The 1,585-nt window shown below is 65.1% G+C and carries 2 protein-coding genes; both read left to right on the top strand.

Annotated elements, in window-relative coordinates:
- The first annotated feature begins 90 nt into the window (after window positions 1-90).
- Entirely contained in the window at window positions 91-510 is a 420-nt protein-coding gene (locus ACGFIS_RS37515) for a transposase (RefSeq protein WP_392974023.1), read from the top strand.
- Entirely contained in the window at window positions 507-1,544 is a 1,038-nt protein-coding gene (locus tag ACGFIS_RS37510; RefSeq protein ID WP_392974022.1) for an IS3 family transposase, read from the top strand. Before ACGFIS_RS37515 ends, ACGFIS_RS37510 begins: the two co-directional genes overlap by 4 nt.
- The last annotated feature ends 41 nt before the right edge of the window (window positions 1,545-1,585 follow it).

Here is a 1,585-nt window from a genome sequence, read left to right as displayed (position 1 = left end):
CCCTCTGTGTCAGGCTCAGGTGAGACACGAGGGGATGAAGTTCCCTAACTGATACGGACAGGGCGAGAACGGGTACCGAGCAGAGTGACGATGACCAGCCATGACCTCCCGTCCGATGACGGGCCACGAGCCGGCAGGCCCAAGCGGCGGACCTTCAGCGCCGCCTACAAGCTGCGGATGGTCGAGGAGTATGAGGCGGCCGAGCACGGCGATAAAGGTGCTTTGCTGCGCCGGGAGGGCCTTTACGAGTCCAGCATCCAGTTGTGGCGGCGTCAGCGTGATGCCGGCGAGTTGACCGCGTCGGGCGCGGCTGGGCCGGCCACAAAGAAGGGGAAATCGCCGGAGCAGGCCGAGGTGGAGCGTCTGCGTAAGGAGAACGAGCGGCTGGCCCGCGGAAAAGAGCGGGCGGAGAAGAAGCTGGCGCAGACCGAGGCCGCGCTGGACATCATGGGAAAAGGTTTCGCTCTCTTGGAGATGATGTCCGAGAGAGCGGACAACGAGAACTCGTGAGCACTTGCCGGCACGAAACCCTGGAGCTGCTGTCGGAGCATCTGCCGATCACCGCGAGTTGCGTGCTGTCGGGCGTTCCGCGTGGCAGCTATTACCGGAACCGGCGGTCGCCGGCTGCCGGGGAACGGGCATCGCGTCCGGCGCCGCCCAACGCGCTGAGCCGGGCCGAGCGCCAGGAGCTGGCCGACGTCCTCAACAGCGGCCGGTTCGCCGACAAGGCACCCCGCCAGGTGTGGGCCGCGCTGCTGGACGAGGGCGTCTACCTGGCGTCGGTGTCGACGATGTACCGGGAGCTGCGCCGGCGTGACCAGGTCCGCGAGCGGCGCGCTCAGGCCCGGCACGAGGCGCGCAAAAAGCCCTACCTGGCCGCGCACGCTCCAAACGAAATCTGGAGCTGGGATATCACGAAACTGCAGGGCCCGGGTCTGCGGCAATTCTATGATCTGTATGTGATGCTCGACATTTTCTCCCGCCATGTCGTGCACTGGGAGGTGCACCGGCGCGAGACGGGGGAACTGGCTGAGCAGTTCATGCAGAACTCGTTCATCGCCAACGGCGGGATCGTGCCTGGCACCATCCATTCCGACAACGGGACCTCGATGACCTCCAAGCCGGTGACCGCACTGCTGGCCGACCTCGACATCATCAAGTCCCACTCCCGCCCCAAGGTCAGTAACGACAACCCCTACAGCGAGGCGCAGTTCAAGACCCTCAAGTATTGCCCGGTGTTTCCGGAGAACTTCGGCTCACTCGACGAGGCCGAGACGTTCTGCCATCATTTCTTCGATTACTACAATCACCGGCACTACCATGCCGGGATCGGGCTGCACACACCGTTCAGCGTCCACATCGGCACTGCCGACGCGATCCAGGACAAGCGGGCCGAGACCATCCGGGCGTTCCGCACCCGCAACCCCCGGCGGTTCACCCAGACGCCGGCACTGCCCAAGATCCCGGCGGTCGCGTGGATCAACCGGCCCGACGAGGACGCCACTGACCGGACCGGCCCTGACCAGGACGAACACGCCGCCTAACGATCACTGGCCCCTGTCTCATTTGACTTGACACCTTCCGG

Origin of the sequence: Spirillospora sp. NPDC048824, from assembly GCF_043198455.1 — a bacterium.
Lineage (GTDB): Bacteria > Actinomycetota > Actinomycetes > Streptosporangiales > Streptosporangiaceae > Spirillospora.
This window is presented reverse-complemented; position numbering and strand designations above follow the sequence as displayed.